This window comes from Microcella sp., from assembly GCF_025808395.1.
In the GTDB taxonomy this organism is placed as follows: Bacteria; Actinomycetota; Actinomycetes; order Actinomycetales; family Microbacteriaceae; genus Microcella.
Window position 1 is genome coordinate 771,029 of record NZ_CP075524.1, and the last position, 18,125, is coordinate 789,153.

Annotated in this window: 25 protein-coding genes and 1 pseudogene; 11 read left to right on the top strand and 15 right to left on the bottom strand. The window is 64.4% G+C overall.

From position 1 onward, the window contains the following. Positions 1–77: 77 nt before the first annotated feature. From KIT89_RS03755 to KIT89_RS03765, 3 genes are read right to left on the bottom strand one after another with little or no spacing between them, the layout of a single operon-like run. On the bottom strand, positions 78–839 hold the full coding sequence (locus tag KIT89_RS03755; RefSeq protein ID WP_297603896.1) for a glycerophosphodiester phosphodiesterase family protein: 762 nt from the start codon (positions 837–839) through the stop codon (positions 78–80). Continuing rightward, a complete protein-coding gene (locus tag KIT89_RS03760; RefSeq protein WP_297603236.1) occupies positions 839–1,777 on the bottom strand; it encodes an SPFH domain-containing protein in 939 nt (312 codons plus the stop codon). The genes KIT89_RS03755 and KIT89_RS03760 overlap by 1 nt, the downstream gene beginning before the upstream one ends. Then, positions 1,774–2,250: an NfeD family protein gene (locus tag KIT89_RS03765; protein WP_297603237.1), complete on the bottom strand. Its 477-nt coding sequence runs from the start codon at positions 2,248–2,250 to the stop codon at positions 1,774–1,776. The genes KIT89_RS03760 and KIT89_RS03765 overlap by 4 nt, the downstream gene beginning before the upstream one ends. Positions 2,251–2,343: 93 nt before the next feature. Here KIT89_RS03765 and KIT89_RS03770 point away from each other — a divergent pair, with 93 nt between their 5' ends. From KIT89_RS03770 to KIT89_RS03780, 3 genes are read left to right on the top strand one after another with little or no spacing between them, the layout of a single operon-like run. Further along, the gene (locus tag KIT89_RS03770) at positions 2,344–3,117 is read left to right on the top strand and encodes an SDR family oxidoreductase (RefSeq protein WP_297603238.1); all 774 of its coding nucleotides are present in this window, start codon (positions 2,344–2,346) and stop codon (positions 3,115–3,117) included. A 4-nt stretch (positions 3,118–3,121) separates the two neighbouring features. Next, on the top strand, positions 3,122–3,580 hold the full coding sequence (locus tag KIT89_RS03775; protein WP_297603239.1) for an NUDIX domain-containing protein: 459 nt from the start codon (positions 3,122–3,124) through the stop codon (positions 3,578–3,580). A gap of 12 nt (positions 3,581–3,592) precedes the next feature. Next, the gene (locus KIT89_RS03780; RefSeq protein ID WP_297603241.1) at positions 3,593–4,174 is read left to right on the top strand and encodes a GNAT family N-acetyltransferase; all 582 of its coding nucleotides are present in this window, start codon (positions 3,593–3,595) and stop codon (positions 4,172–4,174) included. Between the two features lie 109 nt (positions 4,175–4,283). Here KIT89_RS03780 and KIT89_RS03785 read toward each other — a convergent pair whose 3' ends face one another. Further along, positions 4,284–4,559 (bottom strand): type II toxin-antitoxin system RelE/ParE family toxin, encoded by a 276-nt coding sequence (locus KIT89_RS03785; protein ID WP_297603243.1) that lies wholly within the window; start codon positions 4,557–4,559, stop codon positions 4,284–4,286. Continuing rightward, positions 4,556–4,840 carry a type II toxin-antitoxin system Phd/YefM family antitoxin gene (locus KIT89_RS03790; protein ID WP_297603244.1) on the bottom strand — a complete coding sequence of 95 codons (285 nt, stop codon included), beginning with the start codon at positions 4,838–4,840 and terminating at the stop codon, positions 4,556–4,558. Before KIT89_RS03790 ends, KIT89_RS03785 begins: the two co-directional genes overlap by 4 nt. 88 nt (positions 4,841–4,928) lie before the next feature. Between KIT89_RS03790 and KIT89_RS03795 the strand changes: the two genes are divergently transcribed. Next, on the top strand, positions 4,929–5,408 hold the full coding sequence (locus KIT89_RS03795; protein WP_297603245.1) for a hypothetical protein: 480 nt from the start codon (positions 4,929–4,931) through the stop codon (positions 5,406–5,408). Positions 5,409–5,410: 2 nt separating this feature from the next. Here KIT89_RS03795 and KIT89_RS03800 read toward each other — a convergent pair whose 3' ends face one another. Further along, positions 5,411–5,740 (bottom strand): YciI family protein, encoded by a 330-nt coding sequence (locus KIT89_RS03800; protein WP_297603246.1) that lies wholly within the window; start codon positions 5,738–5,740, stop codon positions 5,411–5,413. Positions 5,741–5,825: 85 nt separating this feature from the next. On the opposite strand from KIT89_RS03800, the pseudogene KIT89_RS13570 reads away from it, so the two are divergent. Together KIT89_RS13570 and KIT89_RS03805 are read left to right on the top strand one after the other, a co-directional pair. Then, positions 5,826–5,876: pseudogene (locus KIT89_RS13570) on the top strand (SEC-C metal-binding domain-containing protein); the annotation flags it as partial. Positions 5,877–5,918: 42 nt separating this feature from the next. Next, positions 5,919–6,194: a YchJ family protein gene (locus KIT89_RS03805; RefSeq protein WP_367275886.1), complete on the top strand. Its 276-nt coding sequence runs from the start codon at positions 5,919–5,921 to the stop codon at positions 6,192–6,194. On the opposite strand, the gene KIT89_RS03810 is transcribed toward KIT89_RS03805, so the two are convergent. Next, positions 6,176–7,387, bottom strand: a complete 1,212-nt coding sequence (locus KIT89_RS03810; protein ID WP_297603247.1) for a PLP-dependent aspartate aminotransferase family protein — start codon at positions 7,385–7,387, stop codon at positions 6,176–6,178. The genes KIT89_RS03805 and KIT89_RS03810 overlap by 19 nt on opposite strands. Before the next feature lie 95 nt (positions 7,388–7,482). Here KIT89_RS03810 and KIT89_RS03815 point away from each other — a divergent pair, with 95 nt between their 5' ends. Then, positions 7,483–7,983, top strand: a complete 501-nt coding sequence (locus KIT89_RS03815; RefSeq protein ID WP_297603248.1) for an Lrp/AsnC family transcriptional regulator — start codon at positions 7,483–7,485, stop codon at positions 7,981–7,983. Here the strand turns inward: KIT89_RS03815 and KIT89_RS03820 are convergent. From KIT89_RS03820 to trpD, 3 genes are read right to left on the bottom strand one after another with little or no spacing between them, the layout of a single operon-like run. Beyond that, positions 7,964–8,443 carry an AAA family ATPase gene (locus tag KIT89_RS03820; protein ID WP_297603249.1) on the bottom strand — a complete coding sequence of 160 codons (480 nt, stop codon included), beginning with the start codon at positions 8,441–8,443 and terminating at the stop codon, positions 7,964–7,966. The genes KIT89_RS03815 and KIT89_RS03820 overlap by 20 nt on opposite strands. Positions 8,444–8,447: 4 nt before the next feature. Continuing rightward, positions 8,448–8,918: a VOC family protein gene (locus KIT89_RS03825; RefSeq protein WP_297603250.1), complete on the bottom strand. Its 471-nt coding sequence runs from the start codon at positions 8,916–8,918 to the stop codon at positions 8,448–8,450. Continuing rightward, positions 8,879–9,949, bottom strand: coding sequence for an anthranilate phosphoribosyltransferase (gene trpD, locus KIT89_RS03830; RefSeq protein ID WP_297603252.1), 1,071 nt, complete (start codon positions 9,947–9,949; stop codon positions 8,879–8,881). The genes KIT89_RS03825 and trpD overlap by 40 nt, the downstream gene beginning before the upstream one ends. A gap of 78 nt (positions 9,950–10,027) precedes the next feature. Between trpD and KIT89_RS03835 the strand changes: the two genes are divergently transcribed. Genes KIT89_RS03835 through KIT89_RS03850 form a run of 4 tightly spaced genes read left to right on the top strand, consistent with a single transcriptional unit; the run spans position 10,028 to position 14,217 of the window. Beyond that, on the top strand, positions 10,028–10,657 hold the full coding sequence (locus KIT89_RS03835) for a heme-copper oxidase subunit III (protein WP_297603253.1): 630 nt from the start codon (positions 10,028–10,030) through the stop codon (positions 10,655–10,657). 25 nt (positions 10,658–10,682) lie between these two features. Continuing rightward, positions 10,683–11,483 carry a cytochrome c gene (locus KIT89_RS03840; RefSeq protein ID WP_297603254.1) on the top strand — a complete coding sequence of 267 codons (801 nt, stop codon included), beginning with the start codon at positions 10,683–10,685 and terminating at the stop codon, positions 11,481–11,483. A 35-nt stretch (positions 11,484–11,518) separates the two neighbouring features. Next, on the top strand, positions 11,519–12,601 hold the full coding sequence (locus KIT89_RS03845) for a ubiquinol-cytochrome c reductase iron-sulfur subunit (protein WP_297603255.1): 1,083 nt from the start codon (positions 11,519–11,521) through the stop codon (positions 12,599–12,601). A 53-nt stretch (positions 12,602–12,654) separates the two neighbouring features. Next, a complete protein-coding gene (locus KIT89_RS03850) occupies positions 12,655–14,217 on the top strand; it encodes a ubiquinol-cytochrome c reductase cytochrome b subunit (RefSeq protein WP_297603898.1) in 1,563 nt (520 codons plus the stop codon). Between the two features lie 142 nt (positions 14,218–14,359). On the opposite strand, the gene KIT89_RS13575 is transcribed toward KIT89_RS03850, so the two are convergent. From KIT89_RS13575 to coxB, 5 genes are all read right to left on the bottom strand, one after another. Next, complete coding sequence (locus KIT89_RS13575) at positions 14,360–14,503, bottom strand: GNAT family N-acetyltransferase (RefSeq protein WP_367275887.1); 144 nt, start codon at positions 14,501–14,503, stop codon at positions 14,360–14,362. A 118-nt stretch (positions 14,504–14,621) separates the two neighbouring features. After that, positions 14,622–15,044 (bottom strand): GNAT family N-acetyltransferase, encoded by a 423-nt coding sequence (locus KIT89_RS03855; RefSeq protein ID WP_297603256.1) that lies wholly within the window; start codon positions 15,042–15,044, stop codon positions 14,622–14,624. 2 nt (positions 15,045–15,046) lie between these two features. Next, the gene (locus KIT89_RS03860; RefSeq protein WP_297603257.1) at positions 15,047–15,463 is read right to left on the bottom strand and encodes a cytochrome c oxidase subunit 4; all 417 of its coding nucleotides are present in this window, start codon (positions 15,461–15,463) and stop codon (positions 15,047–15,049) included. Positions 15,464–15,471: 8 nt separating this feature from the next. Next, complete coding sequence (gene ctaD / locus KIT89_RS03865; RefSeq protein ID WP_297603258.1) at positions 15,472–17,208, bottom strand: cytochrome c oxidase subunit I; 1,737 nt, start codon at positions 17,206–17,208, stop codon at positions 15,472–15,474. A gap of 9 nt (positions 17,209–17,217) precedes the next feature. After that, positions 17,218–18,084: a cytochrome c oxidase subunit II gene (gene coxB / locus KIT89_RS03870; RefSeq protein ID WP_297603259.1), complete on the bottom strand. Its 867-nt coding sequence runs from the start codon at positions 18,082–18,084 to the stop codon at positions 17,218–17,220. Between the last annotated feature and the right edge of the window lie 41 nt (positions 18,085–18,125).

The window sequence follows — 18,125 nt, forward strand, 5'->3', positions numbered from 1 at the left end:
AAGTTCTATGAATAGGTATAGACCAGCGAGGGCGCGTTGCCCGTCAGGCCAGGTCTCCTCTCAGTGCATTGCCAGTGTCATGCCAGCGAGTCGACGACCTCGACTGCAATGTCTGCGCGATCAGTAACGATGCCGTCGACGCCTCGCGCAAGCAGCTCTCGCATAGTGGCGGCGTCGTTGATCGTCCACACGTGCACTTCGACGCCAGCGCGGTGAAACGCCTCGATTCGTGAGGGAGTGACGGTGTCGAGCCCGAGTGCCCGTTGCGGAATCTGCACGGCGTGCAGACCGCGGAGGGCAGCTCGCACGGCGGGTCCGCCGCGCACGACGGTTGCCAGTAGCGCCGCGGCGAAGCGCGGACCCGAGGCGCTCGTCGCGACGTCGGGCAGCAACTTCAGCGCCGCGTGGCGGCGCCGTTCACTGAACGAGGTGAGCAAGACACGGTCTTCTGCTCGCGCCGCTGTGATGGCCTCGACAGCGGGTGTGACGGCCGCCATCGTCTTCAGGTCGATGTTGAAGAACGCGTCGGGTAGAGCGTCGAGAGCCTCTGCCAAGGTCGGCATGTGCTGATCTTCGCCGAGGTCGAGCGCGGCGAGTTCGCGGGCGGTGAGTGCGTCGACGGTTGCGTCGAGGCCCGCCACGCGCTGCAGGTCGGGGTCGTGCGCGATCACGGCAACACCGTCGGCGCTGACGTGCACATCTGTCTCGAGGTGTGTCACCCCGCGCGCCATCGCGTGGGCGAAGGCCAGCAGGGTGTTCTCAGGCGCTTCGAGCGCGAGACCCCGGTGCGCCAGTACGCGCGGGGGAGTGCTCTCGAAGAACGGCAGCGCCCCGAGCATCACGCGTTGGGAGCGGACTTTCCTGCGCGCGGAGTGGCGGTCGCACCACCCGTGAAGCCAGCGCCGATGCCTTTGAGCGCCTCGGTGAGCTCGCTCGGAATAATCCACATCTTGTTCGACTCGCCTTCGGCGAGCTTCGGCAGCGTCTGCAGGTATTGGTACGCGAGCAGCTTGCTGTCGGGGTTGCCCACGTGAATGGCCTCGAACACGGTCTTGATGGCTTCTGCCTCAGCTTCGGCGCGCAAGATCTGCGCCTTCGCCTCGCCCTCGGCTTTCAGAATGGCGGCCTGCCGCATTCCCTCCGCTTCGAGAATCTGCGACTGCTTCGTGCCTTCTGCGGTCAAGATGACGGCACGGCGGTCGCGCTCGGCCCGCATTTGCTTCTCCATCGAGTCTTGAATGCTCGCGGGCGGGTCGATGGCCTTGAGCTCGACGCGGTTGACGCGCAGGCCCCACTTGCCGGTGGCCTCGTCGAGCACGACACGCAGTTGGCCGTTGATGTTGTCGCGGCTCGTGAGCGCTTCTTCAAGGTTGAGACCACCCACCACGTTGCGCAAGGTGGTGACGGTCAACTGCTCAACGCCGGCGAGATAGTTGGCGATTTCGTAGGTCGCCGCGCGAGCATCCGTCACCTGAAAATAGATGACGGTATCGATCGAGACGACCAGGTTGTCTTCGGTGATGACCGGCTGGGGCGGAAACGACACCACCTGCTCGCGCATGTCGACGAGCGGCCGCATGCGGTCGATGAAGGGCACCAAGATATTGAGGCCCGGCTGCAGCGTCTTGCGGTATCGACCGAGGCGTTCGACGACGCCGGCGTAGGCCTGCGGCACGATGCGGATCGAGCGGATCAGCACGACCACGACGAAGATCGCGACGACCACGACCAGCACGGTGACGAAGATCTGGCCGATGAATGCGGCGGGGGTAATCATGGTGTTTCACTCCGTTCTCTCGGAGCAACCTCTGCGGTCGCCCCGTCGATGCGAGTGACGACCACGCGGTCGCCCTCGATGAGGGTGATGGCTTCGAACTGCTCGGCCAGTCGCGCCGACCACGTCTCGCCGTTCGCAAGCTTGACGAAGCCGGTGCCCGCAACGAACGGTGCCGTAGCACGAGCATTCATGCCCACGAGCGCGTCGACGTTCGTCAGCGCGGGTGGCTCGCCGCGGTTAAGGGTCTTCAGCAGCAGGGGTCTGATGGTGAAGAGCAGCAGACCCGAGATGGTGGCGGCAGCCAGAATCTGCACCCACCACTCGGCACCGATCACGTTCGCGCCGAGACCGCCGATCAGCGAGCCAGCGGCGATCATCATGAAGGTGAACTCGAGGGTCAGCACTTCGATGATGACGCAGAGAATGACGAACACGAGCCACATGATCCACAGGTACTGCGTCAGGTCGATCATGCTCTGCTCCTCCCGGCGTCGTCGCGGTTCGCTCACGCTATCACCGCCAGGTGAGCACCCGCCGAGCGTGCTCTGACGGTAGGGTCGAGAACCGTGAACACCCCATTGCAGCCCGGCTCGCTCGCCGGAAAGACCGCTCTCGTCACCGGCTCGTCGCGCGGCATCGGCGCCGACACCGCACAATACTTCGCCGCCGCTGGCGCGAATGTCGTGATCAACTACCGCGCCAAGGCTCCGCGCGCTGAGAAGCTCGTCGCCGAGATCGAGGCGGCGGGCGGTCAGGCGATCGCGGTCGGCGCAGATCTCACTGACCCCGCTTCGGTCGCCGCGATGATGGATGCTGCGCGCGAGCACTTCGGCTCTCTCGACATTCTCGTGCTCAACGCATCCGGCGGCATGGAGTCGGGCATGGGTGACGACTACGCACTGAAGCTCAATCGGGATGCGCAGGTGAGCGTGCTGACGCAGGGCGCCGAGCTCATGAGCGAGGGCGGCCGCGTCGTTTTCGTGACGAGTCACCAGGCGCACTTCATTCGTACGGTGCCGACGATGCCCGAGTATGAGGCTGTCGCGTTGTCGAAGCGTGCTGGTGAAGACGCGCTACGCGAGCTGATACCCACGCTCGAGGCGAAGGGCATCGGGTTCACGGTCGTCTCGGGCGACATGATTGAGGGCACCATCACCGCAACCCTGCTTGAGCGTGCCGCTCCTGGCGCGATCGATGCGCGCAAAGAGGCGGCGGGCAAGCTCTACAACGTGAGCGAGTTCGCGGCTGAGGTGGCCCAGGCCGCCGTCGAGCCGGTGCCCGCTGACAACACGCGCCTCGTGGGCGACGTGAGCTACTTCACCGAGTACTCGGGGGAGTAGGGCCGTGGGGCCTCAGCGCGGCCTTCGGAGAACATCCCGAATCATTCTCATGGATGCGGACGGTGCCGCGCTGCTGTTTTTCACTGCGGCGCCCGACTCGACCCGATTCGCGCGCTGGATCACCCCCGGCGGGGGAGTCGACCCGGGGGAGACCCACGAGCAGGCGGCGATTCGAGAGTTGTTCGAAGAGACCGGGCTCGTCGTCGAGAGCGTGGGGGAGCCAGTGTGGAGCCTCGACTTCGACGTCGCGTGGGACGACGCCGATCATGATCGCGGCCACGCTGAGTACTACGTGGTGCGGTGTGAACGGTTCGAGCCCGTGGCGACGAACTGGACCGACGATGAGCACGTCGACGTGACGGCGCACGGCTGGTTCACGGTAGACGAACTGCTGCGTTCGGGCCAGCCCTTCGAGCCCTACGACCTACCGAGGTTGCTGCGAATGGTGGCCAGGGGAGCCTGACAGACTCGACCCATGGACGACCATCTCGATACGTCGGCCGGCGCGGCGTTCACGCTGCGCGAGCCCCGCCTCGACGACGTCGAGCGACTCGCACACGTGCACGTGCAGGCATGGCGCGAGACCTATGCCGATCAGTTGCCAGACGAGTTCTTCGGGGAGCGAGCACTCGAGTTTCGGCGCAGCCTGTGGCGGCGAATGGTCGGTGATCCCGCACCAGGGTCGCGCACCGTGCTCGCAGAGCTGCACGGGGAGATCGTGGGCTTCGCTTCTGCGGGCACGCCCGTCTCACCAGAGCAACCGGCTCCGGCCAGTCTCGAGCTGTTCATGATCTACCTGCTCGAAGCTCACCACGGGTGCGGCGCCGCGCAGGCGATGCTTGACGCGGTTCTCGGCGATGAACCAGCGTTTCTCTGGGTGGCGGCGGAGAATCCACGCGCTCAGGCCTTCTACGAGCGCAACCGATTTCGCGCTGACGGCCTCGAGAAACCCGACGACCGAGTGCCGACCTTTCTCGAACGACGCATGGTACGGAGACGCTACTGGCGTCGCGACTGGAACTTTTCCGCCAAACGCCCGCGCCGAGCTCTTGAATGACTGGCCGGAGTAGGTGCTGTCAGCAGATCACAGCGAATCAGCTTGGTGTGCACGTCTCGTCTAACTCCGATAATGCACATTATGTCAGATCGCGCGATCTGACGATGCCCTATCGAGTCGCATAGGCGTCTCTGCGGTGCGTGACCGACACCACTTCGATCACCAGGCGCTGCTCAACGATGCGGTAGATGATGCGGTACTCGCCTCGCCGGGCGGAGAACAATGGAGCCAGTGGCTCGCGGAGCGCCTTGCCCACGCGCCGTGGGTTCTCGCGCAGGTCTCCCATGATGAACTCGAACGCTGCGGCAGCGATCTTCTCCGGCAACTCGACCTCGAGCGCCCGCCGCGCAGCGCGCGTGAAGACGACGTCGTAGACAACCGTCACTCAACTATCCGCCCCTGAGCGATCATCGCAGCGCGCACGTCGTCAGCGCTCGACAGCGCTCCAGTCTCAAGGTCGTCGATCCCCCGCCTGATTGCCGCGATCTCCTCAGCGCGGCTCAAGATGTCGACGGTCTCCATGAGCGAGTCGAAGTCGTCTGCGCTCATGAGCACCGCCACCCGGTCGCCGTTGCGCGTCACCTCGAAGCGTTCATGCGTCGTGACGGCTGACTCGACGATGCGCGAGAGGTTGGCGCGAGCATCCGCAAGAGGCAGAGTTGTCATGTACAGAATTATAGCGCACTTGCACCTCGGGCGGGGCGTTGCCGCCACCTTCGTCTCCTCCTCCTCCCCCGATCGCTAGAGTCCAGATGTGAGCATTCCTGCGCCCCGGCCCCCGCAGGTGCCGAAGCCACCGGGCACCCACTTCATGGTTGAGCCAGTCAGAGTTCGATCGGTCTGGCTCAAGGTCGGATACGTCGTCGTCTGGTTTCTGGTCGCGCGCATCCTCCTCGCCCAGCTCATTTCTCCAGATATCCCGCTTGTCGTCTACGCGATCGTCGGCTCTGTCCTCGATCTCGGTGCCATCGTTCTCGGCGCACGGATCTTCCGCTCTCGTCACGAAGACCCTCTTCCTCCCCGTCCTTGGTGGCAACTGACAGGCAGGCCTCGCGCTGGCTTTGTCATCGGTGGGCTGATCTCCGTGGGTAGTCTGGCGACCTACGTATCGGATCTCGTCAACCCCGACAGGGTCGATGTGGTTCTTGTGATCGCGAGCTTAGGAATCAACCTCGCCATCGCCTTTGCCTACGTGCGTTCTTCGGTGTTGCTGCAACGACGCACGCGAGCCTGACCTTACCCCCCGAAGAACGGCCGCAGCTCGATCACGCGGTTGCAGGCGCGCGACCCTTCGGCGGCGAGCTCGAGCGCAGCATCCCGATCGGCCGCCTCGATGATCCAGAATCCCGACACGAACTGCTCAGTGTCGTGAAGCGGGCCGGGCGTGACAACCCCCGCTCCCCCGCGGTTGTCGATGACCGTGGATGCCCGGGGTGCCGCCAGACCCTCCGCCATGATCAGCTGGCCGGCGCTCTGAAGTCGCTCGTTGAAGGCGTCGATCGCGGCAATCTCGACTTTCGAACCCGAACCACTCTCACTATCAATCACGCAGATCATGAACTTCATGGCAGTCCTCCCACCTCTCGATGACAGTAGCGAAGGGATCCGTCGGGGTCGAGAGCCGGGCACGCGGCATGCTTGACCTGTGATCATGCGCTGCCCCTGCCTGAGTGGGCTCCCCTTCGCCGAGTGCTGCGAGCCGCTGCATGTCGGCCAAGCCGAAGCCCCGACCGCCGAGCAGCTCATGCGCTCACGATTCAGCGCTTTCGCCGTCGGTGACGTCGACTATCTGCTGAGCACCTGGCACCCGTCGACGCGTCCGTCGATGCTCGAGCTCGACTCCGAGTTGCGCTGGTACCGCCTTGACATCGTCGACCGCCTCGCCGGCGGCCCGCTCGACTCGCGCGGCGAGGTCGAGTTCGAGGCCTTCTGGCGCTCTTCTGACGCCCGCGGCTCGCAGCGCGAGCGCAGCAGCTTCGTGCGCGAGGGCGGGCGCTGGTACTACGTCGCCGAGGCGTGAGCCGGGGTGGCCTGTTCGAGCTCGACAGCGCCAAGGGCTCCCTCGAGGTCGCGCCACAGATCGACAGCCGACTCGAGGCCGATCGACAGGCGCACGATGCCGGCCCCGGGGCGGGCATCCGGCGCCACCGGGCGGTGCGTGAGCGATGCCGGATGCTGCACCAGAGAATCCACTCCCCCGAGCGACACGGCATGCGTGAAGAGTCGCAGCGCGCCGATGAACCGCTCGGCAGCTGCGTACCCGCCCGCAAGCTCGAGGGCGAGCATCGCCCCTGCACCTCGCAATTGCGTGCCCAGCAGCCCTCGAGGGTCAGCCCCGGGCAGCCCCGGGTAGTGCACCGAGGCGACGGCGGGGTGCTGGGTCAGCAGCTCGGCCAGCTGCCCCGCCGTCGCCTGCTGAGCGCGCACCCGCAGCGCGAGCGTCGGCAGCCCGCGGTGCAGCAGGTAGGCGCCGAGCGGGTGCAACAACCCGCCGGTGATCGCCCGCACGGGCCTGATCGCCGTCGCCCACTCGGCGCTCGTCGCCACCACTCCCCCCATCGCGTCGCCGTGGCCGCCCAGATACTTCGTGGCACTGTGCAACACGATCTCGGCGCCGTGCGCGAGCGGGTTCTGCAGCACGGGCGTCGCGAACGTGTTGTCGACCATGACCGGAACGCTGCCCGCCGCCGACACCACCGCGGCAATGTCGATGAGCTCGAGTGTCGGGTTGCACGGCGTCTCCATCACCACCAGGCACGTGTCGTCGCGCACCGCGTCACCGACCTCGTCGGGTGAGCAGAAGGTCGTCTGCGCGCCCAGCAAACCCGACGCCAGCAGGTGGTCGGTGCCACCGTAGAGCGGCCGCACGGCCACCACGTGCCGCCCCCGCCCGCGGTTCATGGCCGCGAGCAGTGTCGCCGAGAACGCAGCCATGCCCGTGCCGAACGCGACAGCGTCGTCGGCTCGTTCGAGCAGGGCGAGGGCAGTCTCAAACCGGGCGACCGTCGGATTCCAGAGCCGTGCGTAGACGCTGCCACCCTCGGTCGGATGCCCTCCCGTCGCGATCGCCTCGTACGACCCGCCGCCGAGCTCGATGTCGGGCAACGGATTCGTCGTCGACAGATCGATCGGCAGTGCGTGAACCCCCATCGAGGCGAGGTCGTCGCGCCCCGCGTGCACGGCTACCGTCTCGAAAGCCTCATCGCTCGACATGCGTCGAGTGTTGCGTAGTCTGCACCCATCAGCGATTATTGCCGAAGTTTCTGCGTTGATTGACACCTGAATCGCGCATGCTTCATGCTGACGGGATGCCCGACTCGACTCTGACGAAGAACGCGCGGCCAGCATCCCTCGACGCCGTCGACCTTGCGATGCTCGCCGAACTCGAACGCAACGGCCGCCTCACCAACGCGGCGCTCGCCGCACGCGTGGGCATCGCTGAGTCGACCTGCACCCAGCGGTTGCGCTCGCTGCGTGATCGCGGCGTCATCACGGGGTTTCGAGCCGACATCGATCCGGCCGCGCTCGGGCTCACCCTGCAGGCACTCATCACGGTGCGACTGGGCACTCACGGCAGAGAGCAGATTCGTGCCTTCGAAACCACGGCGCGGTCACTGCCCAACGTGCTCACCGCGTTTCATGTGGCCGGCGCCGACGACTACTTGCTGCACGTCGCCGTGTCGTCGGCGGTTGCGCTGCGCGAACTCGTGCTCGAACACCTCACGACCCACCCGCACGTGCGCCACGTCGAGACGCAATTGGTGTTCGAAGTGCTCGAGGGCGCGGGCGTCATGCGCTCTGCGCGATGAGTTCGATCTCAGCGACCACCTCGTGCAGCGGTCGCACGGTAGAGATCTCATGCGTTGCACTCGACCGCAACAGCGGTTCAACATCGGCGTGGTCTCGTCGAATCGCCGCGCGCTCAGCACGCCGACGCCCGAACGGGTTCGAGTTGCGAGTGACGACCCGCTGCAGCATCGTCTCCAGCGGCGCCGACAGCAGCACTATCGCGTCGAAACGGTCGTAGAAGCGCCCCTGATTGACCACGGTGCCCGCCACCGCGAGCGGTGCGCTTCGCGGCGCTGCGAGCAGTCGAGCCATGTGGCCCTCGTGCCACAGACGCTCACCTGACGATGCTGCGTCGTCAGACGAATGGATGATCCACTCTGGCATGTCGGTGTCGACGGTGCTCCACCCTCTGCAGGCGAGTTCGACGAGCACGGTCGATTTGCCAACGCCAGACATGCCCGTGAGCAAGACGGCTCTCATAGCGCTAGCCGTTCGACGACTCTGCAGGTCGACGAACCGAGGGGCCCCCTCCGAGCTCTTCGAAGAGCGTTAACTCAATGCCATCGGGCGCGGCGAGCCGAGCGTTGAGCGAGTGCCAGGGAGTCTCGCGCGCCGAGGCGATAACCCGCGCACCTGATTTTTCAAGCTCAGAACTCATCGTTCGAGAGTCGTCGACCTCGATGGCCACACGCAGCGGCGGGCTGTGGTGATCGTCTGTCTCGATGCGATCGATGAGGTCAACTTGCGCCGCGTTCGCGAGCTCGATCGTGGCGCGGCCCACTTCGAGAATCATCACTCGGGCGTCGCCCTCTCCCTCGAATGCCGCCGTTTCTTCGAGCCCGAGCGCATCGCGCCAGAACGACACAGCCGCATCGTAATCGTCGACCCGGATGACCAGCCGAAGCTGCCGAGCGGTCACGACGAGGCCGCCGCTGAAGTGGTCGCTGTTGCCCACGCGTCGAGTTTCGCCGCTGCTGCCCCAGAGTCGATCGCCTCGGCTGCCACCGCAAGCTGCTCGTCGAGTCTTTCGACCAACGGGCGCCGCAGTTGATCAGAATCTTGGGCCAAGCCAAACGAGACGAGCCCCGCCGCGGCGTTCAGCAGCACTATGTCACGCACGGGGCCGGGCTCACCCGCCAGCACCGACTGCGCGAGGCCCGCATTGTGCTGAGGGGAAGCACCGAGCAGGTCGTCGATCTGAGCGGTTGCGATGCCGAGCTCACGCGGGTCAAGGTCGTGCTCGGTCACGAAACCGCGCGACACCTCCCAGATGTGACTGTGACCGGTCGTCGTGAGCTTGTCGATGCCGTCGTCACCTCGATAGACGAGAGCCGTTGCCCCTCGAGTGCGGAACACGCCCACGACCAGCGGAACCCGGTCAAGACTCGCAACGCCCACCGCTGACGCCTCAGGGCGAGCAGGGTTGCACAGCGGGCCGAGAATGTTGAAGACCGTGGCGATGCCGAGTTGCCGCCGCGGCGGACCGGCATGCCTGAAACCCGGGTGAAAGACAGCGGCGTTGAGATAGGTGAGACCCACCTCGGCGAACACGTGCGCGACGCGGTCAGGTTCAAGATCGATGTTGACGCCCAACACGGCAAGAACATCTGACGCGCCCGACGACGAACTGGCCGCACGATTGCCGTGCTTGGCCACCGGAACACCCGCGGCCGCAGCGACGATCGAGGCGATCGACGAGACATTGACGACGGCGCCGTACGGGTCGCCGCCGGTGCCGACAATGTCGAGAACCATGGGGTCGATCTCGACTGATCGTGCATGGCTCAGCGCAGCATCCCGAAAGCCCACGATCTCATCGACCGTCTCGCCCTTCGCCTTCAACGCGACCAAGAAACCCGCCAGCTGCGCCTCAGAGGCCTCACCTGAGACAACCTGCTCCATCGCCCACGTCGCCTCAGCGATCGACAAGTGCTCGCCGTCGAGCATGCGCGTCAGCAAACGGGGCCATGTGGGGGTCGTCGACATGCCTCGATGCTACTTTCTCGCGTCAATCGGGCATGTCGGCGGGCCAGACCTGCCTCGAACATCGGTCATAATGGAGAGGTGACCAGTACTGCACTGTCGAGCTCGCTCAGCGCGCCTACGATCAACCGACCGAACGTCGTCGCCGTGGGCACGATCGTGTGGCTCGGAAGCGAGGTGATGTTCTTCGCCGGCCTGTTCGCCATCTACTTCACGTTGCGATCAACCTCGCCGGGGCTGTGGGAAGAAGGCACAGCGAAGTTCAACGTTCCCTTCGCCCTCACCATCACCACGATCCTCGTGCTGTCATCGGTCACGTGCCAGTTCGGAGTATTCGCCGCCGAGCGTCTGCAGGCCCGCCGCACCGGGTGGAAGCCCACGCAGTGGGGCATGATCGAATGGTTCTTTCTCACCTACATTCTTGGCGCGATCTTCATCGTCGGGCAGACCTACGAGTACTCAGTGCTGGTGAGTGAATACGTCACCCTCAACTCTGACGCTTTCGGTTCGGCCTTCTACCTCACGACCGGCTTCCACGGCCTGCACGTGACCGGCGGCCTGATCGCGTTTCTGCTGGTGATCGGCCGCGCATATGCCGTGAAGACGTTCACTCACCGCGATGCCACGAGCGCGATCGTGGTCTCCTATTACTGGCACTTCGTCGACGTGGTCTGGATCGGTCTGTTCCTCGTCATCTACGTGCTCCAATAACCGCAGAATCGAGACGCTCCTGACCATGGCTTCCACCTCAACCGCTTCTTCTCGCCGCGCTGGCCGTCGATCGCCGCTCGCGACCACGGCCCTGCTCGTCGTCGGCCTGCTCGCGACTGGCGGCGCCTACGCGCTCGCCACCACGGCAGCCTCAGCCGATACTCGTGCCGCGAGCCAGCAGCTCGTCGACGAAGGCGGCAAGCTCTTCGCCGCTAACTGCGCGAGCTGCCACGGTCTCAACGGCGAAGGCACCGCCGCAGGGCCCACGGTCATCGGTGCCGGAGCGCTCGCCGTCGACTTCCAGGTCGGAACCGGTCGCATGCCCATGGCAGCCTCGGGGCCGCAGGCCGAAGTGAAGCCTGTGCAGTTCACCCAGCCTCAGATTGACGCCATGGCTGCCTGGGTCGCCGACCTCGCTCCCGGCCCGGCAGTGCCGGCCGACCGCTTCATCGCCGGCGACGGCGACGCCGCCATCGGCGCCGAACTGTTCCGCATCAACTGTGCAATGTGCCACAACGTCGCAGGTGCCGGTGGTGCGCTCACCGAGGGCAAGTGGGCCCCGGGGCTCGCGGGTGTCGACCCCGTTCACATCTACGGCGCCATGGTCACCGGGCCGCAAAACATGCCGGTCTTCAGCGACATGAACCTGACACCCGAAGAGAAGAACGACATCATCACCTACCTGCTGTACATCGAGGAGAACCCCTCGGTCGGTGGGTGGGATCTCGGCAGCCTCGGCCCCGTCTCCGAGGGCCTGTTCATCTGGATCTTCGGCCTCGGCGGACTCGTCGCAGTGACCATCTGGCTCACCGCGAAGTCCAACTGAGCCCACCCCCGCGATACTGCTAAGAAAGGACGACAATGGCTGACGCTCACGACGGCCCCGACCACGGCGAGAATGCCGGCTCGGCTGTCGCACGCCAAGACGACCACACGGTGCCGGCACCGGCGGTCGCCGTCGTTCGCACCGACCGCGTTCCGAACCCGGGGTTTCCGCCCGAGCGTCTGAGGGTCACCGACCTCGACCCGAAGAAGGCGAAGACGGCCGAGCGCACGATTTCTGCGCTGTTCGTGCTGTCGGTCGTGGGCAGCGTGTTCGCGGTCGCCGCGTACATCCTGTTCCCCATCAACGAGGCAGACCCCAGCTCGATCCGACTCAACAACATGCTCATCGGCGTGGGCATCACGCTGGGCCTGCTCGGTATCGGCATCGGAGCCGTGCACTGGTCGAAGGCCCTCATGCACGGGCACGAAGAGGTCGAGCAGCGACACCCGACTCGCGGCAGCGACGAGTCTCGTGAGCGAGCGGTCGAGATCTTCCGTCAGGCCAACGCAGAGTCGGGCTTCACTCGTCGAAGCCTCGTGCGCAACACCCTCATCGGTGCGCTCGTCGCAACCCCGATTCCGGCCATCGCTCTCTTCCGCGATCTGGCCCCGGCCGAAGACCCCATCGCCTTGCTCAAGCACACGATGTGGGACACGGGCGTGCGCCTCACTCGCGACCCTTCGGGCACGCCCATTCTGGCGTCGGAGGTGACGATCGGTTCGGCATTCCATGTGATCCCAGAGGGACTCGCTGAGCTCGAGTCGCACCGCATCGAAGAAAAGGCCAAGGCAGTCGTTCTGCTCATGCGACTGCCCGTCGACGAACTCAACGAGCGCGAAGACCGCGCCGACTGGTCGTACGACGGCATCGTCGCGTACTCCAAGATTTGTACGCACGTCGGGTGCCCCGTCGCGCTGTACGAACAGCAGACTCACCACCTGCTGTGCCCGTGCCACCAGTCGCAATTCGACGTTGCAAACCACTGCGAGGTCATCTTCGGACCGGCGGCACGCCCCCTCCCCCAGCTCCCGATCACTGTGGATGACGAGGGTTACCTTGTCGCGAAGAGCGACTTCACCGAACCTGTGGGTCCGAGCTTCTGGGAGCGTGCACTGTGAGCACCACAGCAACACCGCCCGCCACGTCAACCGAGGTCGCGCCGTCGCGCGGAATGCGGTTCACCGGCTGGGCTGCCAACTATGTCGATGAGCGCACGAGCGCATCCACGGCCGTCAAAGCGCTCGGGCGCAAGATCTTTCCCGATCACTGGTCGTTCATGCTCGGTGAGGTGGCGCTGTACAGCTTCATCGTCATCCTGCTCAGTGGAACGTTCCTGACCTTCTTCTTCGACCCGTCGATGACCGAGGTCGAGTACCAGGGCTCGTACGTGCCGCTGCAGGGAATCCCGATGTCGGTGGCCTACCACTCGGCGCTCGACATCAGTTTCGAGATTCGTGGTGGGCTGCTCATGCGGCAGGTGCACCACTGGGCGGCACTGCTCTTCATCGCCGCCATCGGGTTACACATGCTTCGGGTCTTCTTCACCGGCGCCTTCCGCAAGCCTCGCGAATTGAACTGGATCATCGGGTTCTTGCTCTTCGTGCTGGCGATGGCACTCGGCTTCACCGGCTACTCGTTGCCCGACGACGTGCTGTCGGGCAACGGTCTGCGCATCATCGACGGCATGGTCAAGTCGTTCCCCGTCATTGGCGCATGGACGTCATACCTGCTGTTCGGCGATGAGTTTCCGGGCACCGACATCATTCCGCGCCTCTACGTGCTGCACATCATGCTGTTGCCCGCGATCACGATCGCCTTGATCGGTGTACACATGGTCTTGCTTGTCGTCAACAAGCACACGCAGTTCGCTGCTCCAGGGCGCACGAACGACAACGTGGTGGGCTCTCCCGTGCTGCCCGGCTTTGCCGCGAAGGCCGGTGGGTTCTTCTTCCTCGTCTTCGGCGTCATCGTCTTGATCTCATCGTTCTTCACGATCAACCCGATCTGGAACTACGGGCCATATGACCCCTCCCCCGTCTCTGCGGGAACTCAGCCCGACTGGTACATCGGCTTTGCCGACGGTGCCATGCGGTTGATTCCCTCGGGGCTCGAGTCGGTGATCTTCGGGTACACCTGGCCGTGGGGTGTGCTCATCCCCGTCGTCGGGTTGGCCCTCTTCATGGCCGTCGTCGCCCTGTACCCCTTCTTCGAAGCCTGGGTGACAGCCGACAAGCGCGAGCACCACATCGCTGAGCGCCCGCGCAATGCACCCACTCGAACCGCAATCGGGGCCGCAGGAGTCTGGTTCTACGCGGTGCTCTGGGCGGCCGCTAGCTCTGATCTGATCGCAACCCACTTCAGACTGTCGATTGAGGGTGTCATCTTCGCCCTCCAGATGCTCGCAGTGTTCGGCCCCTTCGCCGCCTACTTCATTACGAAGCGAGTGTGCCTGGCGCTGCAGCGCAAAGACCGCGAGATCGCCCTGCACGGTTTCGAATCGGGGCGCATCGTGCGACTGCCCGGCGGAGAGTACATCGAAGTGCACGAGCAGCTCGATGACTACGAGCGCTGGAAGCTCGTGAGCTTCGACGAGTACCAGCCGATCATGATCAGGCCTAACAGCAAGGGAAAGATCACCGTCAACCAGCGTCTGCGCGCGAGCCTCTCGCGGTGGTTCTTCGAAGACCGCATTGCACCGGTCACGATGAGCGAGCTCGAGTCGCAGAAGCACTAGCTGCTCTCCGGTCAACAGCGACGCGTTCGGCCCCGCCCCTCTTTCGTAGGGAGCGGGGGCGAGCGCATTCGCCTCAGAGTGGGCGACTCACGATGTGCGCGATCCACTCTCGACGTAAGAGTGCGTTGCGCTCGAGCGTGGTTCACTCCCCTGTGAACCAGTCGATCACGGCGGTGAGGGCTTCGAGAGCATAGCCAGACTTCTGATGCTCCCGAGCGAGAGTGATACCGACTTCATCAGTGTCAGGTTGGTGCGGGTCGGCACCCATCGCGACATCGCCGATCAGCGTCGGCGACCCGAAATCGCCCGGATGCCACGAACAAGGGCAGGTCGGCCGTAGTCAGCGCCGAGATGAGCAAGCGCTCGGTGCGCAACCTGCCTACCACTGTTGACGCGATGTCAGGTCAGAAGACGCGACGCATGTATTCGGCACCCTGCGAATAGCCCAGCCGGTCGTAGAAGCCACCCGCGCGCCTCGCGGCAACCGTGAGCTGGCGCACGCCTCGAGCGATGCACTCTGCCTCAACTTCGTGCACGAGCAGTGTGCCCAGCGACTGCCCACGGGCGTCATCGTCGACGACGATCTCTTGCAACTGGGCAGAAGGCCCGTTCGTCGACAACAGGCGCGTAATGGTCGTGAGCGCATAGCCCTGCACAGTTCCATCGTCGCCTTCTGCTACGAGCACGAGAGCGTCGTTATCGGCGATAAGGGCGTCAAGACTCACGTCGAACGCCGAGCGCACTGGCACGAAGGCTGCACCGAGCTGGCAGACCAACTCGAACACCACATCGGCATCGGCTGCGGTCGCACGGCGGACGAGCGCCATGGTCAGCGCCCGAAGTTGCCGCGGTAGTACTCGTAGACCCAGCCCACAATGCCGAGCAGTGCGAACGGCACTGCGTAGGCAACGATCCAGAACGAGATCGACAGGCCGAGGAAGGCAATCGCGGCGGCACCCGCCAGAATCACCGGCCACCACGACCACGGGGGAAAGAAGCCCTGCTCCGCATCGCCGTCATCGATCGCTGCGTCGAGACGATCTTCAGCGAGCTCACCGCCCTGGTTGCGATGCACGAGCCTCAGATAGAAGGCGATGAACGCCGAGAGCACTGCGCACAGGCCCAGCCCCACCGCTCCGACCCACTCGACATACCCCGTATCGAGAAGTGCCCACACAACATACACGGCGCACAACGCCGCGAAGAAGACAGTGAGAATCCAAAACAGGTTGACATTCGTCTTCATGGCGAGCCCTACTTCACTTGTCCGTCGGAGAGGTCGCGCACCGGTGCGTCGGGCGCATCTTTGCCTGGCCCAATGCCGACAGGCATGCTCGCCTCGGGGTGGTGCAGGTCGAACGCCGGCGACTCAGAGCGAATGCGCGGAATCGACGTGAAGTTGTGGCGCGGGGGCGGGCACGAGGTCGCCCACTCGAGCGAGCGGCCGTAGCCCCAGGGGTCATTGACCGTCACGAGCGGAGCCCGCCGCGCGGTGATGTAGACGTTCAAGAGGAACGGAATCATCGAGACAGCCAACAGGATCGATCCGAAGGTCGACAGTTGGTTCATCCAGGTGAAACCGTCTTCGACAAGGTAGGTAGCGTAGCGGCGAGGCATGCCGACCACCCCGAGCCAGTGCTGCACCAAGAACGTGGCGTGGAACCCGATGAAGAGCGTCCAGAAGTGAATCTGACCAAGGCGCTCGTTGAGCATCTTGCCCGTCCACTTCGGCCACCAGAAGTAGAAGCCGGCGAACATCGCGAAGACGACGGTGCCGAAGACGACATAGTGGAAGTGCGCCACGACGAAGTACGAGTCAGACACCGCGAAGTCGAGCGGCGGCGACGCGAGAATCACGCCGGTGAGACCACCGAACACGAACGTGATCAAGAAGCCCAGGGTGAAGACCATAGGGCTCTCGAAGGTGACAGAGCCCCGCCACATCGTGCCGATCCAGTTGAAGATCTTCACGCCTGTCGGCACCGCGATGAGCATCGTCATGAGTGCGAAGAACGGCAGCAGCACAGATCCGGTGACGTACATGTGGTGGGCCCACACCGTCATCGAGAGGGCCGCGATGGCGATCGTCGCGTAGACCAGCGTCTTGTAGCCGAAGATCGGTTTGCGGCTGAACACAGGGATGATCTCTGACACGATTCCGAAGAACGGCAACGCCAAAATGTACACCTCAGGGTGCCCGAAGAACCAGAATAAGTGCTGCCAGAGAATGGCGCCGCCGGTTGCGGCATCGAACACGTGCGAGCCGAACATGCGGTCTGACCCGAGCGCGAAGAGCGCAGCGGCCAGCACCGGGAAGGCCATGATGACGAGCAGCGACGTCACGAGGGTGTTCCACGTGAAGATCGGCATGCGCCACATCGTCATGCCCGGTGCTCGCATGGTGATGATCGTCGTGATGAAGTTGACAGCACCGAGAATGGTGCCGAAGCCGCTCATCGTCAACCCGAAGACCCACATGTTGCCGCCGAGCCCTGGTGTGAAGGTCTGACTCGAGAGCGGCGCATAGGCGAACCAGCCGAACGACGCTGCGCCCTGGGGGGTGAGAAAGCCGGCGACGGCGATGAGCGAGCCGAACGAGTAGAGCCAGTAGGCGAAGGCGTTCAGTCGAGGGAACGCCACATCGGGTGCACCGATCTGCAGCGGCATGAGCACGTTCGCGAAACCTGCAAACAGCGGCGTCGCGAACATGAGCAGCATGATCGTGCCGTGCATGGTGAAGAGCTGGTTGTATTGCTCTTTCGTCGCGACGATCTCGAGGCCCGGTGCGAAGAGCTGCGCGCGGATCACGAGCGCCATCACACCGCCGATGAGGAAGTAGATGAACGACGTGATCAAGTACATGTACCCGATGGTCTTGTGGTCGGTGGTCGTGATCCACCCGACGAACACGTTGCCCTTGCGGCGAACGGTCGGCGAAACGTGCTCTGGGGCAGAGCCGGTGACTGACGGGCGAGGTGCGGTCGAGGTCATGAGGGCCGGTTACTCCTCTTCGCTGGCGCCGGTACCCGGCAGGTTGGAGTTGGTGTTGAGCTCGGGGCCGAGTCGACCCTCGTTGCCGGCAGCGCGCAACGACTCGATGTGGGCGTCGTACTCGGCCTGAGAGACGACCTTCACGTTGAAGAGCATGAGCGAGTGATACTCACCGCAGAACTCTGCACACTTGCCCGTGTAGGTTCCCTCTTTCTCGGGGATGAAGTACCAGTAGTTGGTCTGGTTCTCGCCCGGGAGCATGTCTTTCTTGTAGAGAAAGTCGATGATCCAGAAAGAGTGGATGACGTCGCGAGACTCGATGCGAATCTCGACCTTCTGCCCGACGGGCAGGTAGAGCGTCGGCAGCGTCGAGACATCGATCGTGTTGTTCGGCCCGGTCTCTTGCGCCTGAATGCCGGCGTAGTAAACGTTCTCGTTGAGGTAGTTGAAGTCCCACGCCCAGCGCTTGCCGTACACCTCGATCGTGACGTCGGGGTCGGCGAGCGGCTCTTCGATGATCGCCTGGTCACGCGCGGTGAAAGCGAAGAAGCCCAGCACGAGAATCAACGGCACGACCGTGTAGAAGATCTCGATGGGCATGTTGTAGCGCAACTGCAACGGAAGGCCCGTTTGACCCTGGCGACGGCGATACACGATCGCGGCCCAGATGATGAGCGCCCAGGTGATGACACCGACGACGAGCAACACGATCCACGAGGTGACCCACAGCCCGATCACCCGGTCGACCTGGTTGGTGAGGCCTGGTTCGGTGGGCAACCACCCGAGCTGCATCTGCGTCGTGCAGCCTGCAAGGGCGATCGTGGTGACGAGGGCGAGCGGTATCGCCGTCAATCGAAGACGTCGGTTGGAACGCACCAGAGACCTCTCGTGGCGGGGGCGGGGAACGCTTCTCAGTC